The organism is Kosmotoga pacifica, assembly GCF_001027025.1.
GTDB lineage: Bacteria > Thermotogota > Thermotogae > Petrotogales > Kosmotogaceae > Kosmotoga_B > Kosmotoga_B pacifica.
In genome coordinates this window covers 1,552,399-1,576,636 of record NZ_CP011232.1, presented here as the reverse complement: position 1 = coordinate 1,576,636, position 24,238 = coordinate 1,552,399, and the positions used below count along the sequence as shown (strand labels likewise).

Below are 24,238 nucleotides of genomic sequence, written 5' to 3'. Positions count from 1 at the left end.
GTGGTATTCTTTAATAAGATAACACCACAGAAGGGAATGAGCTTATGAGAGAGTTGCGGAAAAACCCCATCACCGGAGAATGGGTTATTGTTTCTTCTTCGAGAAGTGCAAGGCCTGTCCTGCCAGAAAACGCCTGTCCTTTATGCCCTGGTGTGCTTGAGCTTGAAGAGGATTACGATCTCGCCGTTTTTGACAACAGATTCCCTTCACTTGTTACCGATGCTTACGAACCTGAAATCGAATTCCCCATACTGGAAAAGGCTTCCGCCTTTGGCAAATGTGAGGTTATTATGTACACTTCGAAACACGATCTCGCTGTTCCTGACATGGAGACGAAACAACTCGCGAAGCTGATAGAAGTCTGGTGCGACAGATACAGGGAGCTTTCCGCCATGAAAGATATTAAATATATCTATGTGTTTGAAAACAGGGGAAGGGAAGTTGGTGCAACACTGGATCACGCTCATGGGCAGCTGTACGCTTTCCCGTACCTGCCACCAAGAATAGAACGAAAAGTTGAACAGACTCAGCAATATTACCTTTCAAAAGAGAGCTGTTCTCTGTGCGATGCCATAAAGGCGATGCCAGAAGAGAACACATTGAAGAGAGGGAAGTATTTCATCAGCCTTGTGCCACCGTACGCGAGGTTCCCATACGAATGTCACATATATCCCCTTCGCCATGTTTCTTATCTAACGGATTTAACTGCTGACGAAAAATGGGAACTTGCGGAGTTTATCCGGGACATAGCTAAACGATACGACACTCTCTTCAAGGAGAAGTTCCCCTACATGATGATGCTCTTTTCAGCTCCTTATAATACCGGAGAGCTCTACGACGAATTCTTCCACTTCCACATAGAGTTCAACCCACCCAAGCGCTCCAGGAACAAAATGAAGTGGATGGCGAGCGTCGAGACCGGAAGCTGGAATTTCATAAATCCCACATCGCCAGAAGAAGTGGCCAAAGAGCTCAGGGAAGCTCTGGATTAGTCAGGGAACAGGATACTTAGTTAAGGACTTATAAGGGGATAGAATGGACAACTTTTTCACCTTTGATACACCCGGGTATTTACTGTGATGCATTGTAAGAACACGCATTATAATTGAGAACCCTCACTTCTCAGTTTGCGCCAAAGGGGGTCAATAAAAGCGTAGGTCAGCCATTCTTCAGTCCGGTGAAAGTTTCTTCTTCCACGTCGGGTTAGCAAATAAAGATTATCCCTTCTCGTTAAATAGCCCATGATTCTCAGCCATTCCAGCAGAAAGCGGAGCTTTTTTGCCGCACCCGGGAAGAATCCGGACAACCTGCTAAAATCCAGTCGCCCGGCGTAAAAGGCCCAGAAGGAATAATACAGTGCCCCCTGAAATACATTGAGAGAAAACTGCGAACCTATCGGTAAACTCTTTTCTGCAAGACTTTTGCGATAATGATCCAGAGAAAATGTGTTCGTGGCAAACACATTGCCTGTAAAAGTTGAAGCGCTCAAACCCAGTCCAAGATAAAACTCTCTTGCAACTGAGGTGTATCTCTTATTCAAATCCTTTCTCCGATAAGTCCAGAGGGTATCTCTTTCGTAACCGTTTCTGTCTGCGATTTCATCTAAACCGTCAAAAATCTTCAATTCGTTTTTGCTGTCATTTCTGGTGTTTTTGAATTTCGTATATGAAAAACGCATCATGGGATAGACGGAAATCTGCTGTGGCAAAAGCCGCATGGCACTTTCCAGATCATTTTGAATGCTTTCGCTTGTAAAACTCAGCGGGTCAAAAACCAGATCCACATCCACAAAATCGAAGCCCGCATCAATACTGTTCTTCAAAGCGAGGAAGCTATCCCTCGCGCTGTGGTCTCTGCCAAAATGCTCGAGTACCTCATCGCTGAAGGATTGAATACCCAGGCTAACATAATTCACACCCAATGCTTTTATTTCCCTCAGCTTTTCAGTGGATGCATCGAGCGGGTGAACTTCCAAAGCGATTTCACCAGAGACGTCGTCTCTTAGAAAGTTCAACAATCTTTTCAGGAGTTCCGGATCTCCCGAAGGAGTGCCTCCGCCTATGTATAAAGAATTGAACTGTTTCAATTCATGCAGCCGGTATTCCTTAATGACCAGACCCACATATTCTCTGGCGAGAACGGGGTCGTATTTCAATTTATGATAGGGGCAGAAGGCGCAAAAGTGTTTGCAAAAGGGTACATGCAAATATAAACCAACGCTTTCGGAAGGAAAAATGTATTTAGTTAAGCCAATGTTCCTTGAAGGTTTAACACGCAATTTTGCGTATAACTTTAGCAGTTCAACCATTGTAAAGACCTTCTAACTTTGATCAACTCACCAATGAATCAGGTTTCTTATGATGCAAAACTCTAAAAGACATTCTGTGTATGAAAAAGCTATTTTCTCCTTCTGAAGAGCATGAAAACTCCAAAGGCTATTAAAATTATCCCAAAAACCATCCCTGTGTCCAGATTTGTGAAGTTAAACAGAAGAAAAGCGGCCGTTAAAATACTCAAAAGCCCAATGGGAAAGAGAAGACTGTTATTTCTTTTACCTTTGGCAAGATACATCTGGAGTAACCCGAAAGCGGGAGCAAAAATATAAAATGCCCAACCGCCTGCTCCGCTAAAACCCGGAAAGAGCACCTCAAGAGTCAAAACAGCGGCAACGGTTAGCAAAATACCCGCAGGAACAAGGAGTCCCGGAATTCGATTTCTCAGGCCTTCTTCTTCCATTATTATTCCGGGTAACCAGACGAAAAGAAGCCAGAAATTCGAACTGAACTGTGGAAGGAAAATAAATACCACACCAACGACTATAAGTATCAAGCCCAGTATCATTGTCATACTAGTTTGCCCTTTGCTCATTCCTATCCCCCTTATCAATATCATCCGATTGTGCACATTTCATGATATCATATCGGTTTTAAATATAATAATTCGCCTTTTGAATTTGTGAAATATAGGCAATCATAATAAACTGAACCACATGGCTCCTCTTTGAGTCTTTAAAGTGTGACGGGGGTGGATATATGAGAAAAGTGTCTTCACTTCTATTAATGGTAACAGTCTTCACTGCTTTTGCATTTTCTTCAACATGCACCTCGAAAGAAACCGCAAACAACATTGGGCTTTCAAATACTGCCGTGGTTGAACTAAAAGAAACCCCTTCAACGGGTTATCTATGGCATTTTGAAATCTTCGGTTCTGATACTGTCGAATTTCAAAGCAGGGTAGTAGAACCATCTTCAGAATCGACTGCTATGGGGGCTCCGATAAAGGTAAGGTGGAATTTCAAGCCTTTGAAAAAAGGAAAAGCCACGATAATTTTCTGGCTTTACAGGTCGTGGGAAGGCAAAGAAAAAGCCATTGATCTGAGAGTTTTCAACATCGTTGTTAAAAAGAATGAAGAGGTTCCTGGAGAAAGACTTTTGGAAGATTGCAGTTATGTTGTATATTCGGGTGACGAGATTACGGTTGAACTAGAAGAAAACCCTTCAACAGGATATTTCTGGTGCTTTTCTAACTCCAATCCTGAGATTCTCTCTCTCAGCGAGGAGTTAATTGTAAAATCGGGAAAATTGCCCGGCGAACCTTCTGTAAAAGAATGGAAGTTTAAAACGATAAACCCTGGAATATGTTTGTTGGCTTTCCAGTTGAAAAGAAGCAGTGAGGAGCAGAGCATAGAAGAACGCTTTGTGGGCATTAGGGTAAAAACCGGGAAGGAGAGAACGGAGATTAAAGAACTTAAAAAAGGCACAAATGCACTAAATATTGGTGAGACTGCAGTGCTTTCCCTTGAGGAAAACGCCTCAACCGGGTTCACATGGCACTTAAGCCTTTCCCATGAAGGAATAGTGGAGATCTTATCGAAAACAATAACCACTCAAGCCCCACCTGGATTGGTTGGAGCCCCTTCTAAAGTGAGCTGGTTTATCAAGGGAATCAAGGCAGGAAGAGTTAAATTGACTCTAAAAAAATACCGAACCTGGGAAGGGGAAGATTCAGCAATTGAAATATTGAAATATTCAATAGAGGTAAGATGAAATAGTTTCTTCTTACATCGTGGATTTGAAAAAATCTAACTTTTCTTTCTTCTCCACCACTCTTGTTACATAACCTTCGGTGTCTTCGAAGATGCAAGTCCTAAACTACCCAGCTCAAAGGGTTCTTGAAAGAAAAGAAGCTATTAAATTGGCAAGCTATAGGTAAAGATATAGCCAAAATGAGGTGTCTAAATTATGGAATATTAGTCTCTTTTTGAATACAAGGACATATTAAACATCTAATTAATCAAGATTTTCTTTTCCAAAGATCTTCTCGAAGGTCTTCCTTACCCAATAATACTTTTCCTTGTATAACCAATTTTCCCAACCCATCTCTCTATAAATCTTGCTCACCTGATGGGGATAATTCAGAGGGTCTAAATGAACCCGATCGACTATGCTCTTAAGTTTCAGTGCTAATTTCTCTGGATTCATAGGTAACACTGGTCCCACAAAAACTCCGGTGTTGATTCCGGCTTCTTTAAGCCTCCTGACAGTTTCCAGCCTATCTTCTATTGAAGATGCTCCAGGCTCGAGGGTCTTTCTTACCGATTCGCTATCGGTGGTAATGGTTATGTTGACTAGCAAATCGTTAGATTTCTTGAGCAGATCAATATCCCTTAAAATCAGGTTCGATTTTGTCATAATAAAAATTGGAGTCCAGCGAGAAATTAGAATCTTTAGAATCTCTCGGGTCAATTCGGTTTTCTTTTCAATATGTTGGTACGAGTCACAGGAAGAAGATAAGAAAAAACGACCTAAACTTATCTTCGACAAGCTTCTTGGTAGAATTTCAGGGATATTTCGCCTTATCCAGACGTCTCTTCCCCAGGTCCCACCTTTATATTTGAAAGCGCCTATGAATTGGGCAAAACAATATTTGCAGCCCATCGTACAACCAACATAAGGATTAATGGCATAGTCTGCTACTGGAATCTTTGATTTTGTTATTGGGTTTTTAATAGTTGTTTCGTAAATCATTTTTTGCTCCTAAAAACCAGATTTCAGACCAGACGTACTCACCAATTATACTTCAGGCCATAATGATTTCGTGGGTGTAAAGCTTTGAAATTTAATAAATCCAGGGATAACTAGAAGTTTATGAGAACCATTTAGAACTGACAAAGACAATAGATTTCAACGGGGACAAAAACGCTCATTACGGGAGGCTCGAACTTAATAAAAATTTGAACAAATTATGCAGTATTGATTTCACATTTTCCGGTGTTTTCTAATTTTATCCGGTGCTGAAATCTGAGCTCTCCCAATGCGAAGTATGTTAGAGAAGATTGCCAGGAACATTCTGTTAAACGAAGTTAAACGTTGATTCTAACAACTCACTTTTTTTCTTATCCGAAAAAACAATTTCCGGCTGATTATAATCATTGTTATCAATCACGACATCCGCAAGCAAGATTGGTTTCGCTTCTTTCAAGTAAAGCTTTTGACCAGGTATATACTTTTCTCTATATCTCTTTTCTACCTTTCCTGATGATCCAAATAAATATTGATCTCGCAATGAAGCTCTTTTCAAAATAACATTAAAATCAGAATGTACATATATTGAGTAATCCCAATACTCTCGGATTTCAGGTCTTAACAAGAACACACCGTCAAAAATCAGAAAAGCATCATTAGATGCCTCTTTGTAACTTTGCGAAACCTCGGATTCTGTTCTAAAATCATACACAGCGGTCTTATATTTCAGTGATCCCCTTTCCCCCAACGGTATCAATAAATTCTCTTTCAACAATTCATAATTGAACGAATCCTTATAATAACCTTCAGGTGATCCTGCTCCAAGCCTATAGCGCATTTCTTTTGGATTATGGAAACCGTCAATCGAGGCCCTTATCACTGAGAAGCCTTTGTGTCTTAAGAATTCCGCTAACTCATTTGCCAGGGTTGTCTTTCCAGAAGCATCAACGCCATCAATTGCTATACGTATCGGATGTGGCCTGTTGACTTCTAAAACCTCCTCAACTAAAAATGCAAGAAGTTCATCACGTCTCAATATACCACCCCAACAACAGAAATCCAATTTCACCTAATTCGAAGTGATTTGCAAACGTAGTGAGCTATCGATTTGGTGTTAAGCGCTGTGCTCTCCATTCAGATTCAAGAATGCTCATTAGATAGAGGTTCTGATACTCGTCGTTTATTTTCCGGGCTTCACGGAGGAGGCCTTCTTTCACAAAACCGACCTTTTCATAACATCTGATAGCTGCCTTGTTAAAGTCAAAGACGAGTAGCTCTATGCGATGCAATCCTAACTGGTTGAACCCTATCTCCAGGAGCTTTCTTATCATCTGGGCACCAACACCTTTCCCTCTCATGGAAGGCTCTCCCACCAGAACACGGGAAATTCTCGCAACCTTGTTTCGCAAGTCAATATTGTTCAGCTCAATATGACCGACCACCGTATTAGCGTTTATATCCACAGCCTTAAAGATTCTTCTTATGGGTTGGACTCCTTCAGCTCCTTGAATGTACTCTTCGAGTTGTAACTCATCTAATGGATAGCTAAAAATTGTCCCGGCCCATTGGAAGAGAAACTCTGGAGATTCGATCCAGCCAATCAACCGTTCAAAATCGTTTCGCTCGAACATTTTTAATTCTATCTCTATCATACATTCACCCCTTAAACCCATCACCTTTTGTTAGGCAACCATCTATTACCTTATAGTTCTAAACAGGACTCAACAGCTAACCAAAATATCTCTTCTCTTATATATTTTCTATCTTTCTCGCGTCTTGGATCCCATTCTTCAGAACTCACATCGTCCCCGCTATATAATATGCACGCCAATTTAACACCTCTAAATTTTGCGGCCGCGAAAAATGCTGAACACTCCATCTCGACGGTCAAACAACCTTCTGATTTCCTCAAGCAACGCTACCGCCAGGGCGCTCCCACACCCGGGTGAAACACTGAGATTCTCTTACCGGAATAATCAATTTCATAAACAGGATGCAATCCCATTTCGGTCTTCAGATTAGTCACAAGTTTCGCTTTACCGCTATTCTTTAGATTCTCAATAACATCATTAAAAAAACAAATCGCAGTGTATTCTGGTATATCAATTTTTTGGATTATTTTGCTTGGTTCAATCACTGCTGGTGAATCATCATACTTCAGAATTGGGTAGTCTTTCTTGATCGTAGGTCCTGCCTCCTTTGCAAACCATATTTTTTGGCTATTGGTTGCGAGCAGATTAACCAACGTATCGACTATGTAGCTTCCTCGAGATCATTTCAACCCTTCTTTTAAATCACTGATGAATTCTCTGGCAAACTTCTGTTGTTCAGCATATATTTCTTTCGCTTCGGCAAGATAACACTGCCCTTTCCCCAATATATTTTTCTCCATGTATTCAATTGTTTCATCTAAGCTTTGCCCCCGCACTGAACCAGTTATCAATGACTTAACTATCAAAAACGTCTTTCCCCCCTCAATCATATGGGCGTCATGTAAGATTTTCCCTTCTAAGGTCCTTGGTATTTCTTTCTTTTGTGATTCCCATGCAACCTGAACGATTTTATTGATTTTATCGTCGGATAAGCCTTTAGCTTTCAACCATTCTCTTATTCGCTTTTCGTCCTTATATATAAACCCATGAAAATAAGCGGCTATCATCAATACCTCATGATCTATTTCATCCTCATAGCGCTTTCCTAATTTGTTTGCAGTTTTGAGCACCCTATCAATATGCGATAGATCGTGCATGATATCTTTGTTTTCATAATAAGGACGCACAAACTGGTATAAGTCGGCAATATTTACCATTGCTTTTCCTCCTGATGATACAGAATCACTACTTCACATGGGAAATTTCTTTTATTATCTTATTTTCAAAACTCAACTTATAGATATCTGGCATTTTGAGCTGTTTCCAAAAATTATAATCATAGTTACTGTCATAATAATTCATTATCAGTACCATTATATTGCCGTGTGTTCCGATAACAATATTTTCTCCTTCAAATTTATCAAGCACTTTATTTATTCCCTTAATCCCTCTTAATTGCGCCGCTTTATTTGATTCCCCACCTTCAAATGAAAAATCATAATTCCCCCACAACATATCCATTGCTTCATTAAAATCTTCCACAGGTTCTTTTGAAATTTCCCTTTCCCTAAATTCATCCCATATTTCGAATACACATCCGAGTTCATCGTGCAAACCTTGCACAGTTTGAATCGCCCTGGCATATGGGCTTGAAATAATGACTGTCACATCCATATCTAATAAGATTTCCTTTACCTTTCCAGCATCTTTAATTCCCTTCGGTGATAAAGGGCGACCAATTTCATCTGGCGTATATATCGAATGCGCATGCCTGACTAGATAAATATTCGTAACCAAAGGATCTCACCTCAAATAGTAAAAGACGATGCTTTTTAGGTGGCATTCGAATTATTTAAATTTCACAACCATATTCGAAAAAACTACCCGGACTTAAAGACCATATGAGGTGATTCTTATTAAAGTAAAACTGCTTTCGCTTTTTATTACTCGAATTTATATCTTAAATTATTAAGTACGTATTCAAACCATTCATTTTGCGGTGATACGATGGCAGGTAATTTCGAAATGGGTGTCCAGAAAAGCTTAAAGAGATGATTGTCAGAAAACTGCTCCCAGCTCCTCGGAGTATCCTCATTACATATCAGGTGGTAGTAATGGCGCCTGATCTTATTTGTCAGAGTATCGATGGGGACCCAACCTAAAATACTGTATGTTATATATTTTTGTCCTGGAGATTCATCGTATTCCATAGTTATTTGCACCTGCGCAAACCCACTTTCTTCTCGAATACGAGTTACAGGCAATCCTCTTCTAAATTCAGCCCAGTTAAAACTCTTAAAATCCGGTCTTGAATACACCTTCGTTTTATTCAAGACAACGAATTTACCTTCAGGAAGCTGTACATTTTTATACCCTATTAAGTTTTTAACCTCAACATTGGTTAACCCAGTTTCTTCGGCAGTTTCTCTAATAACAGCTTCCAAATAAGTTTCCCCGATCTCTACTGTCCCGGCCGGTATTTGAATACCTGCTGATGGGTGTTTAAGAAGCAGTAACTCCACTCCATTTCCCGTTTTTCTGGTAATAAACGCTGTCACTTTACCCAACACATCTGCCATTCCTGCACCCCAATTTTCAAGTTATAGACATCTTGAAACTATCACAAGTTTCCCGTGAAACCAAAAAGTTTTTTCATAATGTAATTTAATGCATTTATTTTTTCTCTGCAACAGTGCTCTTCTGGTATGACTTCTTTGTCGTATTAACTTCGTGGTTTTAGAATGTGTTGAAACGCTTAAACATGATAGAATGAGCTCAGGTGAAGCACAGAGTCGAGCTTTAGGGTATGTTGACAGGATAGAGAAGTCTAAAAGCTGGAGAGCGGGCGATGAAAGAATTGATCATAATTAATGGTCCACCCGGAATAGGAAAATCAACCATTTCCAGTAGACTATTGCAGATGCTCGAGGATTCTGTATGGCTGGATGGGGATTGGTGCTGGATGATGAACCCCTGGGTGGTAAACGAGGAAACCAAAGAAATCGCTCTTAAAAACATTACATTTTGCCTAAATATTTTTCTAAAAAGTAAGAGTTATAAGAGAATTATCTTCTCATGGGTTATGCATAAAAAGGAGATCTTTGATGATGTCCTGTCAAGATTAGATGGAATTCCATTTAAAAAGCATATGATCACATTAATGGCATCTCCAGAAGCGCTTGAAAATAGAATGAAGGCCGGAGGCAGAAAAGAAGAAAAGATAAAAAGCGCTCTGAAGAGCTTACCTCTATATCATGAACTCAATACGACGATAATTGATACGTCAAATAAATCTGTAGACGAAACACTGGAAATCCTTTTAGAACTGATAGTTTAACAGTTTTCAGAAGTTGAAACTCATAGAATTAAATCTCTTTTACAGATTTTTACTTCGCTGATGCAAACGCATTCACGAAAGATTCTACCTCAATCCATTCACCTCACTGTAGTGTGTCCACCTCCTATACTTGTAAACCTGAAAAATTGATATTTTCGTTCCTTTATCTTATGTTGCAAATTTATCCATTCACAGGAATGTCTGTTCGCACCTGAGACAGATTCGCTCACAACGACACGCTCACCGGATTCGTTGTACCGCCTACCAGTAACAACGCATCGCGATTTTTGAAGCATTTTCCCGAACTCTCAGTTTTCATTCGAAAATGCTATGCTTGATAATGGTAATAAGAAAATAGCCTACACAGTGAAAGGGGGTTCTTTATGGAATACTACGTTGCGCCAGGAAGATTAAATATCATCGGTGAACATACGGACTACAATGACGGTTTCGTTCTACCAGTTGCCGTGGACAGGTATGTGCAGGTAGGTATAACCAAAAGCGAAAACCATCTGGTATATGTTGCTTCTCAAGGCTTTGGGGAATTCAGTTTTGATCCTAAAAGCATTTCCCCATCCGGTAGCTGGAAAGATTATGTGATGGGAATTTTCGATATTTTAAAGAAAGAAAAAGAAATCGATTTTCCAGGATTGAAGCTCGAGATAAAATCAAATGTGCCTGAAGGCGCGGGGCTTTCGAGCTCCGCCGCAATAGAGGTTGCTGTGATAACAGCTCTAAATGGTTTTCTAGGGATCGGTCTTACCGATAAAGAAAGGTACCTACTTTCACAGAAAGCAGAGAATGAATTTGTTGGTGTGCAATGTGGTATCATGGATCAATTTGTTTCTGTTATGGGAAAGAAAAACCATGCTATTTTCCTCGATACAATGACATTAGAACACGAATACGTGCCGCTGAAAACCGATGAATACACCCTCGTCATAGTCGATTCGAAAGTTAAGCATAATCTCTCTGATGGTGGCTACAACCAGAGAAAAGAAGAAGCAAAGAAAGCTCTTGAAGAATTCGGGGTCAGAAGCTATCGTGAACTATCACTTTCTCAGCTCTTTATGAAGAGGTCTCAAGTGAGTGAAGTTAGCTACAAGAGAGCTATGCATGTGGTAACCGAGAACGAGCGCGTGAAAGAAGCCATGGACATATTGAAGCACTCCAACTTCGAGAACCTTGGCAGGGTGTTGAACCAGAGCCACGAGTCTCTTGCGATTGAGTACGAAGTGAGTTGCGACGAAGTGAACTTCATTGTGGATACCCTGAAAGAGCTCGATGGTGTCACAGGGTGCCGCATGATAGGCGGCGGTTTCGGTGGTGCTGTTCTGGCGGTATGTGAAAAGAGCAAGGTGGAAGAGGTATTTGAAAAAGTAAAAGTTGAATACGCCAAAAAGTACGGTATTGATGCCGATACCTATTTGATAGAATCCGCAGATGGCGCCCGGCAGGTAAATAGGCCTCTCATATAATAAAATAAAAGGCGGGAGTACTCCCGCCCTTTATTCTCATTCTCCTTCCCAAAGAACGAATTCGCCACCTTCGATATCGTGGCAGGAGAAGCAGTTCCCTGTGAAATGCTCACTGAAAAGATGAATGGGATGCAAAATCTTCTCAAAAGCGTACTTCCCATCCTCATGACACAGGAGACAATATTCTACCCCCATGGATTCGACTTTAGATTTCTTTAAACTTGGATGATCTTCGATGTTCTGTACTTCAGCATAGAGAGTGTAATCGTGTACCGAACCATCGGGGAATGTTACGACTCTGTGACAGGATGTACAACCTCTCTGGTCAGCGTGAAGTATGTCTTCCTCTTCCTGAGTCGTTTCATCGGCAGCTATCAGAGTATTTCCGAGAAATACAAAACCTGCCACGACGACAGCAAGAAGAATAGCCATGAAGACTCTCATGTACTTGTTCATTTTATCCCTCCTTTCCCACGAAATATTTATAGAATTCTTCTAAGAGTACGAAATAACGGTCTCCAAATTGTTCCTTGAGTCGTTTTTCTGCTTTTTTGAGGTAGGAACTCACCGCACTTTCAGTTGCTTTTAAAATACCTTCTGACTGTATACGTTTGATAAAATCTTCCGGTGTTTCGAAGGTCTTTCTGAAATTTTCGTAGTCTGTTAGACTAAGTTTTTCAGCGATCAAAACAGCGGGATAATTAAAAATCCCGTTTTTGAAGTCAATGAATGTTCCCTTACCACTGTTTTTTTGATCCAGAACATCTATTAGATCGTCGTTTATCTGGAACGCAATTCCAAGGTCAACGCCAGCTTTGTACAGTTCTTCTTTATAAGCATCCATAAGAACCGTTGCTATCGAAAGCGAGAGCCCGAAAAGGCTACCGGTCTTTCCACTGGCAATTTTTAAGTATTCTTCAAGACTTATTACTTTTTCCCTCAATGAAAATTCCAGCAATTGTCCATAGCTCATTTTGAAGGCCGTTCGCGCAAACAATTCACTAAGCAGTGTATTTCCGAGAAAAACTACCTTTTTAACAGCTTCTGAAATCAGTAGATCACCGCATATGACAGCAGCTCTTGAATCCCAGCGATGATTTATGGTTTCGCTTCCACGACGTGTCGATGCGCCATCCATTACATCGTCGTGCACAAGGGAAGCGAGGTGTATGAGTTCGATCGCAGCCGCGGTTTTTATCAGAGCACTTAAAACAGATTTTTCATCTCCAAGTAGTTTTGCTGTTCTGAAGGCGAGCTTTGCCCTCAACATCTTGCCATTGGAATGATACAGATGCTCAAGAATGGCGTAACCTTCAAGGTTTGATGGAAAGGTATTCAGTACCTTTCTCATTTCAGCTCTAACAGCAACCAGAAATCCTTTTTCAGAGCAATTTTGGTTTTGCTGTGTTGTTTCGTTCACAGTAACTTTCTGGATAGTCATCGATACATCCTTTCTCCTGATATTCGATTTCAAGGGATTCTCTAAGTCCTTTCAGTTCTTCCTGGAGTTTTTTGAGCTTTTCTGTTACCTCTTCGATGTAGTTGATGCTGTTTGTTATTACCGAGATGTTCTCGTGTCCACAGTGTGGACAAACGGTTATTACAATACTGTTCAACTTCTGTTTCCTCTCCACCTCATATACTTTGCTGCAACAGGAACACACGACCGTCCCTTCGATTTCAACGCAGGGTAAGAGCCTTCTGTCGATCTTCTTCATACTACCCACCTCCCCCCTTTTATTCATCCGAATTTGTATAAAATACCGTAACCTCCGTTAGGATACTCCCATTCGATGTTGTCAAAGGGACAGGCTATCCGGCAGGTGCCACATTCAAGGCACCCTTCAAACTTCACTTCCATATGCTGTCCATCCCACTCATAAACATCCGCAGGACAGACGTATGTGCAGGGACGATTATGAGCTCCACACTTTTCAAAACAGATCTTTTCATCTTTGATCTTGAGGTGGGCGTTTCTTTCGTCCGTTTTGTATCTATTTAAGAAGAGCTTGTCTTCAATACGCGCCACAATCATCACCTCACTGCTTTCCATAATTTGAATAGGTCATTGACCATTGGAATTATTCCTCTCCTTCTTCTGACTTCATCGATTATTTCCTTCTGAAGATCCCACTTAGACGTTCCATCGACGGTGAGGAACTTCCCGAAGGCGTCGTTGACGAGGTCGGGGTATACCTGTACGAGCTGCGGGTTTTTCTCCAGAGTTCTTGGAAGATCCTTGTACTTAAGAAGATCTTTAATTATGAAGGACTCACGTAGCTTTTCTTCATATATCTTCAGAGTTCTTTTGCTGAAATCACCTCGGTCGAAAGCCTCGATAAGTGTCTCTGCAGCGAATCGACCAGAGGTTAGAGCATAATTTGAACCTTCCCTGTGTATGGAATTTACCATCATCGCCGCGTCTCCACAGGCAAGGACGTTGTCATCATAGAATCTCGGCATGGCATGATAACCGCCTTCAGGAATGAGATGAGCCATATACTCCATTACTTTTGGTTCTTCCCCAAGTAGATCCTTGACAGCAGGGTGATTTTTCAACGACTCCAATAGCTCATATGGTTTCATACCGCTCTTTTTGATGTCCTCGATAAAAACACCACAGCCTACCGAGACCGTTTTTCTGTTGGTATAAATGAACGCAAGGCCAAAGAGCCCTTTGGACCATGAACCGAGAAGCTCTATCGTGGCGCCCTGATCACTCGTAACGTTGAAACGATCGTTTATGACCTCTTCAGGCATTTCGATGAGTTCCTTGACGGCAATGGCAGCCATGTTGGATTTAAGGTCTTTATCTCTTAACCCCGCTTTCATGGTCAGTATAGGGTTAACGCCTTCGGCAATGATGACAGCTTTTGCGTAAACATCACCATTGGGACGGGTAGTCCTGACCCCTACAATTTTTCCACTTCCATCCCTCAAGAAGTCTTCAACCTTTGTTTTCGGGATTATCAAAGCACCAGCGGCTTCTACTTTCGAGGCGAACCATCTGTCAAAATTGGCTCTCAATACCGTAAATGCATTTGGTTTTTCCACCCACGTTTTATTTTTGTGACCAATCTTCGTCAATGAGTTATCACCCAGAAGCCACATGTTTTGTTCTATGATATTTCTCTCCACTTTGGCTTCTTTGTAAAACTCCGGTACTAGCTTTTCCATTGCATTTGAGTAAAGGACCCCACCCATAACGTTTTTCGATCCGGGATATTCGCCTTTTTCAAAAACAATAACATTGATACCGGCTTTAGCCAGCACATAAGCAGCGGCCAATCCCGCCGGGCCAGCTCCAATCACAACAACATCGAATTCCTTTTTGTGTTCGTTCATGAGGATTTACCCCCTTTATTACTTAGCAGCTCACTGAATTTCTTCGTCAAGGCGGGAACCACCTGATGAAGGTCTCCCACAATACCGATATCGGCTATCTGGAAGATGGGAGCTTTTTCATCGATATTTATAGCAACGATGATCTCCGATTCTTTTATCCCGACGATGTGCTGAATAGCTCCGGATATGCCACAGGCAAAATATATGATCGGTCTCACAGCCTTTCCCGTTTGCCCGACCTGATATTCTTCGCTTATCCAGCCTTCTTTGACCGCAGTCCTTGAAGCGCCGATCTCTCCATGGAGTACATTGGCCAGTTCCTTTAGCTTTTCAAAGCCTTCTTTTCCACCGACACCTTTTCCACCAGCCACTATGACTTTAGCGTACTGAATGTTCACCGACTCTTCAGCTGGAATGAAATCGAGGAGCCTCAAAAGCTTTTCCTGAACCGGGATTTTGAAGTCCTTAATGATTACCTCGCCTTTTCTCGAAGGATCGGGTTCGAGTTCTTTCATGATGCCAGGGCGGACAGTCGCCATCTGTGGCTTATGTTTAGGAGAATAGATCGTGGCAATGAGATTTCCACCAAAGGTCGGTCTCGTCATGGCAAGGCTACCGTCTTCAAGAATTCCAAGTTCCGTACAGTCAGCCGTAAGTCCTGTCTCTATTTCTGTGGCTACCATACCTGCTAATTCTCTGCCTTCCAAAGTAGCTGCAATGAGAAATATTTCAGGGCTGTATTCCTTCACAATTTCCACGAGAGCCGCTTTGTAATAATGACTGATATAATGGTTGAGATCAGGAGATTTCAAAACAATCATCCCATCACAACCTCTTGCGATTCCTTCGGCGCAGATCTCTTCATAATTCTCGCCAAGAACAATGCCCCATACGGAAGAATTCGGCAGTTTTTCCGTGAGATCCCGGGCCTTGCCCACAAGCTCCCATGAAGCCCTGTTGGCTTCGCCATTCCTTCGCTCTACATAGACAAAGATCTTTTTTTCGTCAGCCATTCTTATCACCTTCTACAAGGGGTTCCATAAACTCGAGTAGTTTTACCGCTTCTTCTTTAAGCAATGCCTCGATGAACTTATCAGCCGTTTCCTCAGGTGGGAGGTTATTTGCAATGATTTCGCCTCCTGCTCTCGCAGGAGGTATATTCGTCCTAACTACTTTTGTTGGAGAACCGAGAATTCCCGTCTTTTTTGGGTCAGCACCGACTAAATCGGCGTCCCACGATTCAGGTTTGTATTTCACGGCTCTTATCATGTCATCAAGGGGAGAGTATCTCACCTCATTAGCTTCACTGGTGATGGTAAGTACTGCTGGTATCTTTGCTTCGATCTTTTCAAGACCTTTTTCGAGCCTCCTCCAGGCGACCACTTTTTCAGGTGTCACCTCTTCGATTTTTGTCACATATGCAATCAGGGAATAACCGAGTCTCGTAGCAAGTCCTGGGCCGACCTGGCCGGTATCACCGTCCACTGCTTGCTTTCCCGTAAAAACAAGGTCAACAGTTCCATATTTTTCTTCAATTTTCTTTATCCCGTGATACAGGGTGTAGGTGGTTGCTAATGTATCTGCTCCGGCAAACCTTCTGTCGCTAAGCAGAAAGGCTTCATCAGCTCCCTGAGATATAGCCTCTTTTAGAGCTGATGCTGCCATCGGGGGTCCCATGGTTATCACAAGGACCTTACCCCCGAATTTTTCTCTTATCTTCACCGCTTCTTCGATTGCATGCAGGTCGTCCGGGTTGATGATCGCGGGTATACCCTCACGGATAAGGTTCCCGGTACTTCTATCGATCCTGACATTTGTCGTGTCAGGAACCTGTTTGATGGAAACCACGATATTCATTATTCTCACTCCCGTTCATCCGGTATAGCTGTGCAAACCAGGAATCAGGTAATTGACACCAAAGAAGGTAAATATTAACACCAGAAACCCTATCACCGCGAGCCACGCGCTACGTTTTCCTTTCCAGTTGAACATGAGTCTTGCGTGGAGATAACCCGCATATACGAACCAACCGATCAGACTCCAGGTTTCCTTTGGATCCCAGGACCAGTACCTACCCCAAGCATATTTCGCCCAGATAGCTCCAAAAATGAGAGCACCGAGGGTGTAAAGCGGGAACCCGGCTGCGATGGCCCTGTATGTTATTCCGTCCATCTTCTCTCTCGTTTTTTCGTTCTTGGATAAAAGATAGACCAGTCCTGTGGCGAAGGCTATCGCGAAGAAGACTTCACCTATGAACGCAAAGCTAATATGCAATATTAACCAGTAACTCTGGAGTGCCGGAACAGGTGGTCTGGCTTCCGATGGCGCGAGGGGAGAAGAAGCGATGGCGGCAAGAGCCACTACAAAGAGCACGACAATTAATTTAACAAAAATCATGCCTTCCCTTTTCATAAAAAAGAAGAATGAGATGAACATTATAGCAAAAGCAAAGAATGTCACAGCTTCGAAGGTATTGGTTAGAGGAATGAAGCTGATAGCAATACCTCTTATTATGAATCCCGGCAGCTGCATCAAAGAACCAATAAAGCCTACAAGCATCGCGAAATCGCCTATCTTCTCCTTCTTTGTCAACGAGGCAAAGAGCAGAAAGAGTGCGCTGATCAGATATAAGATAAAACCAATTGAAAAAAATGCCACGTCGGACATACAATTCCCCCCTTTATTTTGATTGAATTTCTTTCATGAGTTTCTCTGCTTCCTCAAGAGCGTTACGATGTGGAACGATTCTGTAATATACAGTCTTACCATCGACTTTTGTATATACTTGAATGAATCTTCCATAAAGCGCAACTAACAGGCCAAAGCCCATCATACTCAGAGCAACCAAAACAAGATTGTTACCCTTTGAACGAATAATGTTCAGCCCGGTTTCGTAATAAGGACCTTCGTAGGATACTAGCTCTGCATTGTATGGAAACGTTGGCGGGCTTATAGGATGTTTGAAATCCCGGAATACCCATTCACGCGCCGCAAAGGTCGGTCCCAGATAGTATTCGAGATATATCGCGGGATTGTTTGGCTGATCTGTGGCTGAGAAGACCCTTCCCTGCGAATCCACTTTGAAATCCGGGAAAAAGGGGCTGGTTATCACTTCATAGCCTTCGAAACTGAAACTCGATCCCGCAGGTCCTTCATAGGTCGCGATAATTTCATCACCTTTTTTTATTCGCAGGGACACATTCCAGACATTCCTGTACGACGCTTGATAAATCTTGGTGTTCCCGATACTCAAAGGCCTATTGACTTCCACATTGAAGGTCTGCTTTTCTCCGAGCTTTTCAAAATTCAGTACAGAAATCCAGTCTTTGGGGCTACCATCCGGATAGCGTTCGAAGATGAATTTCTCAAGTGTTATCTCGGTACCCTCTACGTTGAAGCTTTGTCCCTCAGAAAGAAAAATCTGGTTGACCTTCGTAGTGAGTCCCACGATAATGCCGGACAGGATGATGAGCAGCAAACCAATGTGAACTATATCCGGGCCTATTCTCGACCACATATTCTTTTTGGCGACAATCTTGTTGTCACTCTTTCTCACAATAAATCCCTTGCCTTTAAGAAACTTTTCAAATTCTTCGATGGGAACTTTTAGAGTACCCGCAAACTTTCCGGTATAATTTCCCCCAGCTTTGGTGTAGTCAAAATAGAAAGTTTCTTTCCAGACTTTTTTTATTCTGGCCAGAGTGCAAACTAATGTATTAACGAAAAGCAACATAAGCAAAAAGGTAAAAGTCGGTGAAGAATAGAAATTGTCAAAGTTCAACCACAGAAAGAACTGCCCGAGGTTGCCATATCTGCTCGTGTAATACTCAGGGGATTGATTCTGTGGTATGAATGTCCCTATGGAAGCCACGATGGCAATTAATATCATCAACACTACGGCAAGTTTCGTCGACCTGAAGAATTTATACAGTTGAGATAGCACCGTTGGTTCACCTCCAAGGTTTATTCGATACCGTGAACGAAATTATAATGACAGTCGAAACAGCTTAATCCTTTCTCGTCCACTCTTAGAAGTTCATGAATGTTCGTATCCCAAGCTATTACCTTTCTAAATGGCTTAATTCCTTCATCACCATGACACTTCAAACAGATATCATCGGTCAGGTTTATTCTGTACGCTTCATCTTCCCACTTCTCTTTATATTCTTCTTTCCACTCCTCACGGTTTTTGGGATGGTCTTCGGTGAAGTATATCCACAGCTCTTTCAAACCGGTGAGCTTTGCATCTACAAATCCACTGAAATCTTCAGGTATATGACAGTCAGCACAACTCACTCCGGCCTGTCCATGAGTTGATGCATAATATTCCTTTTCAAGATAGGGATGACAGGAGAGGCAGAAGCCGTTTGTACTCGTTACTTCAACGGCTGCCAGGGCCAGAAGACCTAAAACGACCACCAGCACAAGGAAGACAACCAGGATCTTCTCATGTATCTTCCCATATCTGATGGCTTCCGTAACTCCGATAATTATTACAGCCATCCCAGCCCAGAATATTTCGAATATCAACCTGAAAAAATCCAGAATCTTTTTCAAAGCTATCACTCCTCACATCAGCGAAACGGCATAACCACAAAGGCTGCGACGGTGAAAAGAGCATGGCAGAAAATTGTCGCGAGCAGTGATTTGGTTACCAGATACAAAAGTCCGAAAACAGCACCTGCGATAAATGCAGCCACAATCAAAAGTGGATTACCAGCGATTACATGGACCAGGGCATAGAGAAGTGAGCCAAGGATCAAAGCAGGCAACGGATTCATCCTGTCAGCGAGAGCACGCAGTATATACCCCCTCCAGAAGAATTCTTCAAATATTGCGACCAGGACCAAAATGACGGTAAGGTAATACCAGGGAACCCCTCCACCGGAGTCATAAATCTGCTCGATCCACTCTCGCGGTGTTTCAAAGAGTGAAAAAATAAAATTAAACACGAAAAAGAACACGTAAAGAGCGACCGCAACCCAAAAAGCAATCGCTGCTTCATAACGTGACATCCTGAGTCTTCGGTCTCCCCCCATAACAACTCCATACAATGCAAGAACAGCGCTGGAAAACAAGAACGTTAGCCAAAAGTTCTCACGAAACGTGGCAAAAGTGAAATACCAGAGGGTAACAGCGAACAAGAGTCCGACAAACCACTGAGGAAGTTTCAAAACCCTCACCATAACATCACCCCGATCAAAAGTGCAATTATTAGCAACGATGAAAACACCATCTGCACGGCAGCGCTCTCTTTATCGAGCGTAATGATATCTTTTGAAATTCTGGCAGAAACAAGTTTTACAGAGTTTTTTATGAACAGGGGTAGGGTAAGCAACGTCAACAGAGAAACTACAGGTAATGAACCATCGATGGTTTGAGCAACAACAACAACGTAAGCGAGACAACCCATGAGGATATATATGATTTTCGAGATTTTTTTTCCGAAGAAAAGAGGAATGCTTCTGATACCTTTTGATATGTCATGTTCAATGTCCCGGATTTCGTTTGCCAGCATGATCAAAGCGGTGAATATGCCGAAGGAGAGTGAGAAGAGGAAAACGTCAAACGTGAAATGTCTTGCCTGTACGTAATAACCTCCCATGACCATCAACGGGCCCATCAACAGAAATACCAGTGGAACTCCCATACCGTGGTATTTATAGTTAAAAGGCGGTGCGGTATAGAACAATCCCCCAGCTACTCCGGTTATACCGAACCAGAGAACCGTCCTGTCAGTCATGATGACGATTCTAAGTCCGATCAAGATGGCAAGGGTGAAAGAAACAATGATCCCGGTGAACACGCTCTTCGAAGAGATCTCACCTCTCACGAGCAGTCCACTGGAGCCATAAGTTTCCCCGGTATCAACTCCATTTTTATAATCATAATAATCATTTGTCAGGTTCGTACCAATATGCATTAAAAGAACCCCCACAGTAGACAGGAGAAAAAGAGATGGGGTAAACTCATAATCCTTATAAACCGCATAGAGATTCCCGGCCATAACAGGTAAAATAGAAGCGCTGAATGAAAAAGGCCTGACAGCAACAACGGCTTTTTTCAAATCCACCTGAACTCACCTCTGAAAAAAGTGTTAAAATAAAGGAAAAGCGCTATATTTCACATATAATTCTATTCTTTTTAATGATTACATGTCAAGTAAACTTGAAACTGGAGATGGTGGGATGATAACAAAGGAAATACGTTACGCTCTGCGGTCTCTTGTGTATATGGCTATTGTCGATGGCAGACCCGTAACTCTCGAAGAAGTATCTAAAGCTGAAAATATTTCGAAGAATTTCCTCAGGAAGATTTTTCACTGCCTAAAACACAATGGATTTGTAACAAGTATCAGAGGAAAATATGGAGGGTATGTGCTATCAAGACCTCCCTCGGAAATATATGTATATGAAATAATAGCCTGCCACAATGAAGGGGTGCTGGTCGACTGCCCTAACGAAGACTGTGTAAATTACTCTCACTGCCACATAAAAGATTTCTGGAACGCACTTAATGAGAGCTTTATCAAACTTTTAAAAAGAATAACAATTGCCGATATTGTCGACAAAACATACACTTTCCCTGAAATCACTCTAACTGATAAGTTAGCTACGAATAATTCTCAAGATTCCCAATTGAATATTCACAATTCAATTAAAGAATAAATATTTGAGAGTAGTGACAGTTACCATTTCATATAGGGCGTTTAAAAAAGCAGAACTCCTAAGATTCTTATTGTGGCACCATGAAATAATCAAACAAAAGCAAGAAAGTTCGGGGAATAATGCGGCAAAAAATAGGCCCGTAGAGTTTGAAAGTACATCCTGAGAAATAGCTTGCCCTTCTTATTGAAGTATGTGGATATATTGGTTATTACTGATTTCTGAGACACCTTAAATTAACTAAGATATCCAGCGTTTAATCTTTTTTAGCTACTTGGAGGTATGAATGATGCGGGGGTCGATTCTTTCTATAAATATATCCAGAAAAAAAGGTACGAAAAAAGAGCCTGTTAGAAAAGCCGTTCTCATTGAGAACTATGGTATCGAAGGAGATGCCCACGCCGGAGATTGGCACAGGCAAGTATCCATGCTTGCCCTTTCCAGCATCGAAAAAATGAGGGCTGTAGGTCTTCAGATTGGTTTCGGAGATTTCGCCGAAAACCTTACTGTGAAAGGTGTAACCCTTCATGAGCTTCCCCTTGGTACAAGAGTAAGAATAGGTAAAGCTGTGTTGGAAGTCACACAGATCGGCAAGAAATGCCATAACGGTTGTGAGATCTCCCGTCAAACAGGGATTTGCGTGATGCCTCTTGAAGGAATCTTTTTGAGAGTTATTAAAGGCGGCGAGATTTCTGTGGGAGACAGCGTGATTTTCGAAATTTCAGAAAAGAATGTGGCGGTGATAAAATGACCGGAAGGTATATGAAGTTCGTTCCTAGGGAAAAGATATATGAGAACTACATCAAGAAACTATCACCTGTTTCGACTATAGAGATACTAGATGTTCGAGAGGCTTTGGGGAGAATCTGTGCTCAAGACATTCTTTCTGGAGAAATTCTACCAGGCTTCAACAAATCTACCTTTGATGGTTACGCAGTAAGAGCAGAAGATACCATTGGAGCCAGTTTTGAGACTCCGGTGGTGTTAAAGGTCAAGGGACGTGTGGAGATGGGAAAGACTTTCAAAGGTGAAATTACCTCTGGTGAGGCCGTCAAAATCCCAACGGGTGGTTTTGTCCCTAATGGAGCCGATGCCTGTGTGATGATTGAAAGCACAAAGGAAATTGGAAATACTGTTGAAATATATGCTGAGGTTCTTCCTGGAGAAAACCTTGTCAGATACGACGAAGATATACGGGAAGGAGAAGTGGTTGTTGAAAAGGGAGAAAGGATCAATTTTGGACATGTCTATACCTTATTGAGTCTTGGAACAACGACTATAAAAGTTTTCAGAAAAGTTAAAGTAGCGGTGATTTCTACTGGCGATGAAATAGTCGAACCGGAAAGTGCGAAAGAACTAACCCAGATCAGAGATGGAAACACCTATACTCTAGTTTCATGGCTAAACCTTTTTCCTGGAGTGGAGGCTAAAAGAGCTGCACAGATTATAGATGATCTCAATTCGTTGATAAACAGTGTTAAAGAAGCCCTCAAGGATAACGATGTGGTGGTTATTTCTGGGGGAAGTTCCGTTGGTGAAAAAGATTTCACAACAAAAGCTATTTCTTCATTAGGAGAAGTTAGATATCACGGTACATGGATAAAACCTGGAAAGCCAACTGTTTTTGGAGTATGCGATGGCAAACCTGTTCTCGGCTTACCAGGTAAGCCTTCATCATTCATCGTGAGTAGTTACCTTTTTTTATTTCCGATTTTAAAACACCTGGCAGGTCAGAAAGATTTCCTTCCAGCTCCTGCAGGGATGGTGAAGATTGTGGACGAAGTCCAAGCTGAGATGAGACGGGAACGATTCCTTTTTGTGAAGGTATTTAAAAAAGATGGGAAAATGTGTGCAACTCTAATTCCCGGACAATCCATGCTGATATCTCCCTTTAAAAAGGCCGATGGAATCATTGCACTTCCTCCCGGTGAAGGAATAAGGGCGGGTGAAATCCGAGAATACTACAGATTCGATTGGTGAGAACGCTATGAAAAAAAACATCATACCCTTTCTTACAATTATTTTGATGATTATTGTAGCAGGTTGCGGGAACAAACGTATGGAAATCAATACATTCGAAGACCTTGCTAAAGAAGGAGTGAGGATATCCATTGGAAACCCCGAACACGTTCCCGCAGGTATGTACACTATGAAACTTCTTGAGAACCTTTCGAAGGAATCACCTTTCCTGGCGGAAAAGATTATGAATAATGTGGTTTCAAAAGAGGTACACGTTATAGCTGTTCTTGAAAAGGTTCTTTCTGGTGAAGTGGATGCGGGCTTTGTATACAGAACTGATTTTCTCTCTAAAAAAGAAAAGCTCGAGACCATCGAAATACCAGAAAATATTCGAGTAAGAGCAATATACGCTGTTGCATTGCTTTCCGACGGAAACAAAGAGAAAGGAGAAAAGTTTCTGGAATTTCTGAACTCGAAAGAAGGCAGAACAATTTTGTCAAAATATGGTTTTCGCAGTCCGGGAAGCGGTGAAAAGGATTTCGTTTTTACTCCGTTGCCCGGTGAAATTATTGTATATGCGGCAGCTTCCCTCACAAAAGCCTTTAAAGAAATTGGGGCACGTTTTGAAGAGCTTACGGGATGCAAAGTAGTTCTGAATTTCGGAAGTTCTGGAGCTCTAGAGCAGAAGATTGAAAATGGAGCGAGAGCTGATATCTTCGCTTCGGCGAACATAAAGATGGTGGAAATACTTAAAGAGAAAGAATTTATTGAAGATTATACAATTTTTGCAGAGAACGAACTTGTGGTTGTAAAAATTAGAAGATGAAAAAGCCGAAAG

At 41.8% G+C, this 24,238-nt stretch carries 30 protein-coding genes; 8 read left to right on the top strand and 22 right to left on the bottom strand.

Annotated elements, in window-relative coordinates; translation table 11 throughout:
* Window positions 1-44 precede the first annotated feature (44 nt).
* Entirely contained in the window at window positions 45-992 is a 948-nt protein-coding gene (gene galT, locus IX53_RS07335) for a galactose-1-phosphate uridylyltransferase (RefSeq protein ID WP_047754793.1), read from the top strand.
* 107 nt (window positions 993-1,099) lie between these two features.
* Here galT and IX53_RS07330 read toward each other — a convergent pair whose 3' ends face one another.
* The gene (locus IX53_RS07330; RefSeq protein ID WP_053001244.1) at window positions 1,100-2,308 is read right to left on the bottom strand and encodes a radical SAM protein; all 1,209 of its coding nucleotides are present in this window, start codon (window positions 2,306-2,308) and stop codon (window positions 1,100-1,102) included.
* Between the two features lie 89 nt (window positions 2,309-2,397).
* Window positions 2,398-2,868, bottom strand: coding sequence for a hypothetical protein (locus IX53_RS07325; RefSeq protein WP_245612700.1), 471 nt, complete (start codon window positions 2,866-2,868; stop codon window positions 2,398-2,400).
* Window positions 2,869-3,032: 164 nt separating this feature from the next.
* On the opposite strand from IX53_RS07325, the gene IX53_RS07320 reads away from it, so the two are divergent.
* Window positions 3,033-4,046 (top strand): protease inhibitor I42 family protein, encoded by a 1,014-nt coding sequence (locus tag IX53_RS07320; protein ID WP_047754791.1) that lies wholly within the window; start codon window positions 3,033-3,035, stop codon window positions 4,044-4,046.
* Window positions 4,047-4,289: 243 nt separating this feature from the next.
* Here IX53_RS07320 and IX53_RS07315 read toward each other — a convergent pair whose 3' ends face one another.
* The 8 genes from IX53_RS07315 to IX53_RS10600 form a co-directional block, all read right to left on the bottom strand.
* Entirely contained in the window at window positions 4,290-5,027 is a 738-nt protein-coding gene (locus IX53_RS07315) for an SPL family radical SAM protein (RefSeq protein WP_047754790.1), read from the bottom strand.
* Window positions 5,028-5,352: 325 nt separating this feature from the next.
* Window positions 5,353-6,060, bottom strand: coding sequence for a nucleoside/nucleotide kinase family protein (locus IX53_RS07310; RefSeq protein ID WP_047754789.1), 708 nt, complete (start codon window positions 6,058-6,060; stop codon window positions 5,353-5,355).
* A 64-nt stretch (window positions 6,061-6,124) separates the two neighbouring features.
* Window positions 6,125-6,676, bottom strand: coding sequence for a GNAT family N-acetyltransferase (locus IX53_RS07305; protein WP_047754788.1), 552 nt, complete (start codon window positions 6,674-6,676; stop codon window positions 6,125-6,127).
* 50 nt (window positions 6,677-6,726) lie between these two features.
* The gene (locus IX53_RS11180; RefSeq protein WP_276325216.1) at window positions 6,727-6,855 is read right to left on the bottom strand and encodes a hypothetical protein; all 129 of its coding nucleotides are present in this window, start codon (window positions 6,853-6,855) and stop codon (window positions 6,727-6,729) included.
* Between the two features lie 87 nt (window positions 6,856-6,942).
* On the bottom strand, window positions 6,943-7,269 hold the full coding sequence (locus IX53_RS07295; protein WP_047754786.1) for a nucleoside phosphorylase-I family protein: 327 nt from the start codon (window positions 7,267-7,269) through the stop codon (window positions 6,943-6,945).
* Window positions 7,270-7,296: 27 nt separating this feature from the next.
* A complete protein-coding gene (locus IX53_RS07290; RefSeq protein WP_047754785.1) occupies window positions 7,297-7,833 on the bottom strand; it encodes an HD domain-containing protein in 537 nt (178 codons plus the stop codon).
* A gap of 28 nt (window positions 7,834-7,861) precedes the next feature.
* The gene (locus tag IX53_RS07285; RefSeq protein WP_047754784.1) at window positions 7,862-8,413 is read right to left on the bottom strand and encodes a histidine phosphatase family protein; all 552 of its coding nucleotides are present in this window, start codon (window positions 8,411-8,413) and stop codon (window positions 7,862-7,864) included.
* A 146-nt stretch (window positions 8,414-8,559) separates the two neighbouring features.
* On the bottom strand, window positions 8,560-9,195 hold the full coding sequence (locus IX53_RS10600) for an NUDIX domain-containing protein (protein WP_053001243.1): 636 nt from the start codon (window positions 9,193-9,195) through the stop codon (window positions 8,560-8,562).
* Window positions 9,196-9,464: 269 nt separating this feature from the next.
* Between IX53_RS10600 and IX53_RS07275 the strand changes: the two genes are divergently transcribed.
* Together IX53_RS07275 and galK are read left to right on the top strand one after the other, a co-directional pair.
* On the top strand, window positions 9,465-9,953 hold the full coding sequence (locus IX53_RS07275; protein ID WP_047754783.1) for an AAA family ATPase: 489 nt from the start codon (window positions 9,465-9,467) through the stop codon (window positions 9,951-9,953).
* 383 nt (window positions 9,954-10,336) lie between these two features.
* On the top strand, window positions 10,337-11,431 hold the full coding sequence (gene galK, locus IX53_RS07270; RefSeq protein ID WP_047754782.1) for a galactokinase: 1,095 nt from the start codon (window positions 10,337-10,339) through the stop codon (window positions 11,429-11,431).
* A 36-nt stretch (window positions 11,432-11,467) separates the two neighbouring features.
* Here the strand turns inward: galK and IX53_RS07265 are convergent, their stop codons facing one another.
* From IX53_RS07265 to menA, 12 genes are read right to left on the bottom strand one after another with little or no spacing between them, the layout of a single operon-like run.
* Window positions 11,468-11,887, bottom strand: coding sequence for a cytochrome c3 family protein (locus IX53_RS07265; protein WP_047754781.1), 420 nt, complete (start codon window positions 11,885-11,887; stop codon window positions 11,468-11,470).
* A gap of 1 nt (window position 11,888) precedes the next feature.
* The gene (locus IX53_RS10595; protein WP_169746209.1) at window positions 11,889-12,782 is read right to left on the bottom strand and encodes a polyprenyl synthetase family protein; all 894 of its coding nucleotides are present in this window, start codon (window positions 12,780-12,782) and stop codon (window positions 11,889-11,891) included.
* A 31-nt stretch (window positions 12,783-12,813) separates the two neighbouring features.
* Window positions 12,814-13,149, bottom strand: coding sequence for a hypothetical protein (locus IX53_RS07255; RefSeq protein ID WP_047754780.1), 336 nt, complete (start codon window positions 13,147-13,149; stop codon window positions 12,814-12,816).
* Window positions 13,150-13,172: 23 nt separating this feature from the next.
* Window positions 13,173-13,466, bottom strand: coding sequence for a ferredoxin family protein (locus IX53_RS07250; RefSeq protein WP_047755530.1), 294 nt, complete (start codon window positions 13,464-13,466; stop codon window positions 13,173-13,175).
* The gene (locus tag IX53_RS07245) at window positions 13,466-14,776 is read right to left on the bottom strand and encodes an FAD-dependent oxidoreductase (protein ID WP_047754779.1); all 1,311 of its coding nucleotides are present in this window, start codon (window positions 14,774-14,776) and stop codon (window positions 13,466-13,468) included. Before IX53_RS07245 ends, IX53_RS07250 begins: the two co-directional genes overlap by 1 nt.
* Window positions 14,773-15,789 carry an electron transfer flavoprotein subunit alpha/FixB family protein gene (locus tag IX53_RS07240; RefSeq protein ID WP_047754778.1) on the bottom strand — a complete coding sequence of 339 codons (1,017 nt, stop codon included), beginning with the start codon at window positions 15,787-15,789 and terminating at the stop codon, window positions 14,773-14,775. The genes IX53_RS07245 and IX53_RS07240 overlap by 4 nt, the downstream gene beginning before the upstream one ends.
* Complete coding sequence (locus IX53_RS07235) at window positions 15,782-16,633, bottom strand: electron transfer flavoprotein subunit beta/FixA family protein (RefSeq protein ID WP_047754777.1); 852 nt, start codon at window positions 16,631-16,633, stop codon at window positions 15,782-15,784. Before IX53_RS07235 ends, IX53_RS07240 begins: the two co-directional genes overlap by 8 nt.
* A gap of 15 nt (window positions 16,634-16,648) precedes the next feature.
* Entirely contained in the window at window positions 16,649-17,443 is a 795-nt protein-coding gene (gene ccsA, locus IX53_RS07230; protein WP_047754776.1) for a cytochrome c biogenesis protein CcsA, read from the bottom strand.
* 13 nt (window positions 17,444-17,456) lie between these two features.
* On the bottom strand, window positions 17,457-18,719 hold the full coding sequence (locus IX53_RS07225) for a cytochrome c biogenesis ResB family protein (RefSeq protein ID WP_047754775.1): 1,263 nt from the start codon (window positions 18,717-18,719) through the stop codon (window positions 17,457-17,459).
* 20 nt (window positions 18,720-18,739) lie between these two features.
* Window positions 18,740-19,333: a NapC/NirT family cytochrome c gene (locus IX53_RS07220; RefSeq protein ID WP_047754774.1), complete on the bottom strand. Its 594-nt coding sequence runs from the start codon at window positions 19,331-19,333 to the stop codon at window positions 18,740-18,742.
* A gap of 17 nt (window positions 19,334-19,350) precedes the next feature.
* Entirely contained in the window at window positions 19,351-19,962 is a 612-nt protein-coding gene (locus IX53_RS10590) for a CPBP family intramembrane glutamic endopeptidase (protein WP_053001241.1), read from the bottom strand.
* Window positions 19,956-20,849, bottom strand: a complete 894-nt coding sequence (gene menA / locus IX53_RS07210; RefSeq protein WP_047754773.1) for a 1,4-dihydroxy-2-naphthoate octaprenyltransferase — start codon at window positions 20,847-20,849, stop codon at window positions 19,956-19,958. Before menA ends, IX53_RS10590 begins: the two co-directional genes overlap by 7 nt.
* Before the next feature lie 115 nt (window positions 20,850-20,964).
* Between menA and IX53_RS07205 the strand changes: the two genes are divergently transcribed.
* The 4 genes from IX53_RS07205 to modA all read left to right on the top strand — a co-directional run bounded on the left by IX53_RS07205 (window position 20,965) and on the right by modA (window position 24,226).
* Window positions 20,965-21,444, top strand: coding sequence for an RrF2 family transcriptional regulator (locus IX53_RS07205; RefSeq protein ID WP_053001240.1), 480 nt, complete (start codon window positions 20,965-20,967; stop codon window positions 21,442-21,444).
* Window positions 21,445-21,730: 286 nt separating this feature from the next.
* On the top strand, window positions 21,731-22,192 hold the full coding sequence (locus tag IX53_RS07200) for an MOSC domain-containing protein (protein WP_047754772.1): 462 nt from the start codon (window positions 21,731-21,733) through the stop codon (window positions 22,190-22,192).
* An 11-nt stretch (window positions 22,193-22,203) separates the two neighbouring features.
* The gene (locus IX53_RS07195; protein WP_245612699.1) at window positions 22,204-23,421 is read left to right on the top strand and encodes a molybdopterin molybdotransferase MoeA; all 1,218 of its coding nucleotides are present in this window, start codon (window positions 22,204-22,206) and stop codon (window positions 23,419-23,421) included.
* 7 nt (window positions 23,422-23,428) lie between these two features.
* Window positions 23,429-24,226 (top strand): molybdate ABC transporter substrate-binding protein, encoded by a 798-nt coding sequence (modA, locus tag IX53_RS07190; protein WP_047754770.1) that lies wholly within the window; start codon window positions 23,429-23,431, stop codon window positions 24,224-24,226.
* The last annotated feature ends 12 nt before the right edge of the window (window positions 24,227-24,238 follow it).